The sequence below is a fragment of the Pseudomonas meliae genome, assembly GCF_001400515.1.
Classification (GTDB): domain Bacteria; phylum Pseudomonadota; class Gammaproteobacteria; order Pseudomonadales; family Pseudomonadaceae; genus Aquipseudomonas; species Aquipseudomonas amygdali.
Genome location: NZ_LJQT01000061.1, coordinates 5,597 through 10,204, shown reverse-complemented (window position 1 = coordinate 10,204; position 4,608 = coordinate 5,597). Strand labels below are relative to the sequence as shown.

General features: G+C 59.5%; 4 protein-coding genes. 2 read left to right on the top strand and 2 right to left on the bottom strand.

The window, feature by feature from the left end:
* Positions 1 to 135: 135 nt before the first annotated feature.
* Together ALO64_RS02780 and pdeM are read left to right on the top strand one after the other, a co-directional pair.
* Entirely contained in the window at positions 136 to 2,628 is a 2,493-nt protein-coding gene (locus ALO64_RS02780; protein WP_044343451.1) for a ligase-associated DNA damage response DEXH box helicase, read from the top strand.
* Positions 2,625 to 3,281 carry a ligase-associated DNA damage response endonuclease PdeM gene (gene pdeM / locus ALO64_RS02775; RefSeq protein WP_044343452.1) on the top strand — a complete coding sequence of 219 codons (657 nt, stop codon included), beginning with the start codon at positions 2,625 to 2,627 and terminating at the stop codon, positions 3,279 to 3,281. Before ALO64_RS02780 ends, pdeM begins: the two co-directional genes overlap by 4 nt.
* A 60-nt stretch (positions 3,282 to 3,341) precedes the next feature.
* Here the strand turns inward: pdeM and ALO64_RS23700 are convergent, their stop codons facing one another.
* The gene (locus ALO64_RS23700) at positions 3,342 to 3,563 is read right to left on the bottom strand and encodes a hypothetical protein (protein WP_002554835.1); all 222 of its coding nucleotides are present in this window, start codon (positions 3,561 to 3,563) and stop codon (positions 3,342 to 3,344) included.
* A gap of 112 nt (positions 3,564 to 3,675) precedes the next feature.
* Positions 3,676 to 4,242, bottom strand: coding sequence for a dCTP deaminase (gene dcd / locus ALO64_RS02770; protein ID WP_002554836.1), 567 nt, complete (start codon positions 4,240 to 4,242; stop codon positions 3,676 to 3,678).
* Between the last annotated feature and the right edge of the window lie 366 nt (positions 4,243 to 4,608).

Sequence of the window (4,608 nt, the reverse complement as noted above, 5' to 3'; positions counted from 1 at the left end):
CGTCCGGAAACGCATGCGACGCGCAGCGCGGCACGATCGTTGAGATTCCGCATGCTCCAGCCATATAACCATTTAAAACTATTACCCTTTCTTCGCTGTCTCTGACTTAACGCCACTCAGAGCACACGCAAACGGATGAGCAGACCCACCGATTTCGCTCGACGATGGTTTCTCGCCCGGGGCTGGAAGCCGTTCGCTTTTCAGAAGGAGGTCTGGGCGGCGGTGAAGAAAGGTGAGTCCGGCCTGCTGCATGCCAGTACCGGCTCGGGCAAGACCTACGCCGTATGGTTCGCCGCGCTCAACCGCTTCGCCAAAGCCAATACGCTCACCGCTGACAACAAACCTCGTAAACGTAAACCGCTCGCTGAACCGCTGAGTGTCCTGTGGATCACGCCCATGCGCGCCTTGGCCGCCGATACCGCCAGAGCCCTTGAAGCACCATTGGCCGAATTGGATATCCCGTGGTCGGTGGGCTTGCGCACCGGCGATACCAGCGGCAGCGAACGCGCCCGCCAGAGCCGGCGGCTGCCCTCAGCGCTGATCACCACCCCAGAGAGCCTGACACTGCTGCTGACCCGTGCCGACGCTCAGGTCGCCTTGTCGACACTGAAGATGGTGGTGGTGGACGAATGGCACGAGCTGATCGGCAACAAGCGCGGCGTGCAGTTGCAACTGGCCCTGGCGCGCCTGAGGCGCTGGAATCCGCAACTGATCGTATGGGGCATTTCCGCGACGCTGGGTAATCAGCAACATGCGCAGCAGGTGCTGATCGGCGACGGCGGCGTGACCGTGCAAGGCAAGATCGTCAAGGACTTACAGGTCGATACGCTGCTGCCGCCGTCCATCGAACGCTTCCCGTGGGCCGGGCATATGGGCTTGCGCATGTTGCCGCAGGTCGTCACCGAGGTGGAAAGCAGCGCGAGCTGTCTGGTGTTCACCAACACTCGGGCACAATCGGAAATCTGGTATCAGGCGCTACTGGAAGCCCGCCCCGACTGGGCAGGATTGATTGCCCTGCACCACGGGTCGCTGGCGCGAGAGGTCCGAGACTGGGTCGAGCGCGCGTTAAAAGAAGGCGCACTCAAGGCTGTGGTGTGCACCTCCAGTCTGGACCTGGGCGTGGACTTTCTACCGGTGGAGCGCGTTTTGCAAATCGGCTCACCCAAAGGTGTCGCGCGCCTGATGCAGCGCGCCGGACGCTCAGGCCATGCGCCGGGCCGCCCTTCGCGTGTCACGCTGGTGCCGACCCACAGCCTGGAACTGGTCGAAGCAGCCGCCGCCCACGACGCCGTCGCCGCGCGGATGATCGAGCCACGCGAATCGCCGCAGCAGCCGCTGGACGTTCTGGTCCAGCATCTGGTCAGCATCGCACTGGGCGGTGGCTTCCTGCCCGATGAACTGCTGACCGAAGTGCGCAGCGCCTGGGCCTATCGAGACCTCAGCGACGAGCAATGGCAATGGGCGCTGGCCTTTGTGCGCAACGGCGGTCACTCACTGACGGCCTACCCCGATTACCGCCGCGCCGAACCGGATGAACAGGGTGTCTGGCGTGTACCCGATGCGCGTCTTGCCAGGCGACACCGCATGAGCGTCGGCACCATCGTCAGCGAAGCTACCGTTAACCTGAAGTACTGGAAAAAAGGCGGCGGTGGCGGCTCGTTGGGCAGTGTTGAAGAAGGTTTCATCGCCCGGCTCAAGCCTGGTGACGGCTTTCTGTTCGGCGGGCGCTTGCTGGAGCTGGTCCGAGTGGAAAACATGACCGCCTACGTCAAGCGGGCTACTGGCAAGAAAGCCGCAGTGCCACGCTGGAACGGTGGGCGAATGCCCCTGTCCAGCGAACTGGCAGACGCCGTGGTGGAGAAGTTCGATGCGGCGGCGCGGGGTGAATTCACCAGCCCTGAAATGCAAGCCATCAAACCCTTGCTGGAAGTGCAGCAACAATGGTCCGGGCTACCGCAACGTGACACGCTGCTGGCTGAAACCCTTAAATCCCGTGAAGGCTGGCACCTGTTCCTCTACCCGTTCGCCGGCCGTCATGTGCATTTGGGGCTGGGCAGCCTTCTGGCCTGGCGCCTGAGCCAACATCGGCCGCTGACCTTTTCCATCGCCGTCAACGACTATGGGCTGGAACTGCTCAGCGCCAGCGAGATTGACTGGGCTCAGGCGTTGCGGGCTGACCTGTTCAGCGAGACGGATCTTTTGGCCGACATTATTGCCAGCCTGAATGCGGGCGAACTGGCACTGCGGCGCTTTCGCGAAATCGCTCGCATCTCGGGGCTGGTGTTTTCCGGCTACCCGGGAGCGGCGAAAAGCAATCGACAGCTTCAGGCATCGAGCGGGCTTTTTTTTGAGGTATTCAAGCAATACGATGCTGACAACATGCTGCTGACCCAGGCCGAACAGGAAGTGCTACGCCAGGAGCTGGATCTGCAGCGTCTGGAGCTGACATTACGCCAGATCAACAGTCGCAGGCTGGACCTGCATGCGATAAAACGCGCAACCCCGCTGGCGTTTCCACTGCTGGTCGAGCGCTTTCGCGAAAGTCTCAGTTCGGAAAAACTCGCTGACCGCATTGCGCGCATGGTCCGCGACCTGGAGAAAGCCGCAGGTCCGGAGCATGAGCAATGAAGCCGTACGTCGCGATAACACTGGCGGGAGAAGAGCTGTGGCTGTTGGCCGACAAGGCCGTCTACTACCCCGCAGAACGATCCTTGCTGATTGCCGATGCGCATTTTGGCAAGGCAGCGGCCTACCGCAAGCTGGGTCAACCAGTGCCACATGGCACCACCCAAGCCAATCTGCGGCGACTGGACAGCCTGCTCGATGCGTATGCCTGCGATCATCTGATTTTTTTGGGCGACTTTCTGCACGCGCCGGAATCACACGCAGCGGGCACGCTCGCGGCACTGGAACAATGGCGGGGCGAACACCCGGCGTTGCGCATCACCCTGATCCGCGGTAACCATGACAAACGGGCGGGCGACCCACCCGCCTATCTGGGCATAGATGTAGTCCCCGAACCCCTGACGCTGGGGCCCTTTGCCTTGCAACACGAGCCTGACCCACACCCTCAATTGCACGTACTGGCCGGGCACGTTCACCCTGTTTACCGGCTGCACGGGCGTGGCAGGCAAAGCTTGCGACTGGCGTGCTTCTACCTGGGCCAACGCGTCAGCCTGCTGCCAGCGTTCGGTGAGTTTACGGACGGGTTTCAGATTCGTCCGGCGCAGGACTGCTCAGTCTATGTGACAGGCGGTGATGCCGTGTGGCGAGTGGTATAGCGTCGCTGGCCGCCGCATACGAGGCCCTGCCCCTCAAAAGGAGAAGCAGGGAGCTGGTAATCAGGCAACCGGCGCAGGTGGCGGCTCGTCAGGAACGGTAGGTCCACCTGGCTCAGTGGGCTCCGGATAGGGAGTATCTGGCCCTGGATCACCCGGAATGCCACCACCGACCACATTAAGCTCGGGAAGCAGATCCGAATGAGCCATCAATGACCAGGCAAGCAACCCGATCTCGTTAAGCGGAGATTGAACCTGTTCAGAGATTTTGAAAGTAGTCTTCATAGGGCACTCCAGATCAAAGGCCGTCGCACATATCGATTATGCGAAAGCATGTGAGCAGATAGAGTGCGAAATAGAGTATTAATTCAATTCCACTAATCACCTGACCGGCAAATCAGGTACGTGGCAGGGTGACGCCACGCTGGCCCTGGTATTTGCCGCCTCGATCCTTGTAGGACACTTCACATTCCTCATCGGACTCGAGGAACAGCATCTGTGCCACGCCTTCGTTGGCGTAGATCTTGGCCGGCAATGTCGTGGTGTTGGAGAACTCCAGCGTCACATGGCCTTCCCACTCTGGTTCAAGCGGCGTGACGTTGACGATAATGCCGCAGCGCGCATAGGTGCTTTTGCCCAGGCAGATGGTCAGAACGTTACGCGGAATGCGGAAATATTCGACGGTGCGTGCCAGCGCGAACGAGTTGGGGGGGATGATGCATACGTCGCTCTTGATATCGACGAAGCTTTTTTCATCAAAGTTTTTCGGATCGACAGTGGCCGAATTGATGTTGGTAAACACCTTGAATTCGTCTGCGCAACGCACGTCGTAGCCGTAGCTGGACACGCCGAAGGAGATCACCCTGTCAGCTCCTTCGCCACGTACCTGGCGCTCCACAAAGGGCTCGATCATCCCGTGTTCCTGCGCCATGCGGCGAATCCACTTGTCCGATTTGATGCTCATGGCGGTGTCCTGAATAGCGAGGTAAAAAAGATATCCGGCATCTTACCGGGCCGGGGCCGACGGTTCAAAGGCAACAGATAGCGAGTTTGTGTGACGAGCCGGGCTCTTTCGCTGCGAATGGAAATAATCATCAACAGACCATTGGCACGTTCGGAAAAAAGGGTTAAGGTGGCGTCACTGTGTTGCTTGTGTCACTGAGAATCTCTACACGATGTTGAATTTCGATCCAACCATCTCCATGAATTTTCCAGCTCTTTGCACTCAGTCTCGGCCAGGGCTCTTCCTACGCCGCAGTTAACTTTGTCCAAGGAGATATACTATGTCTAATCGCCAAACTGGTACCGTTAAGTGGTTCAACGATGAAAA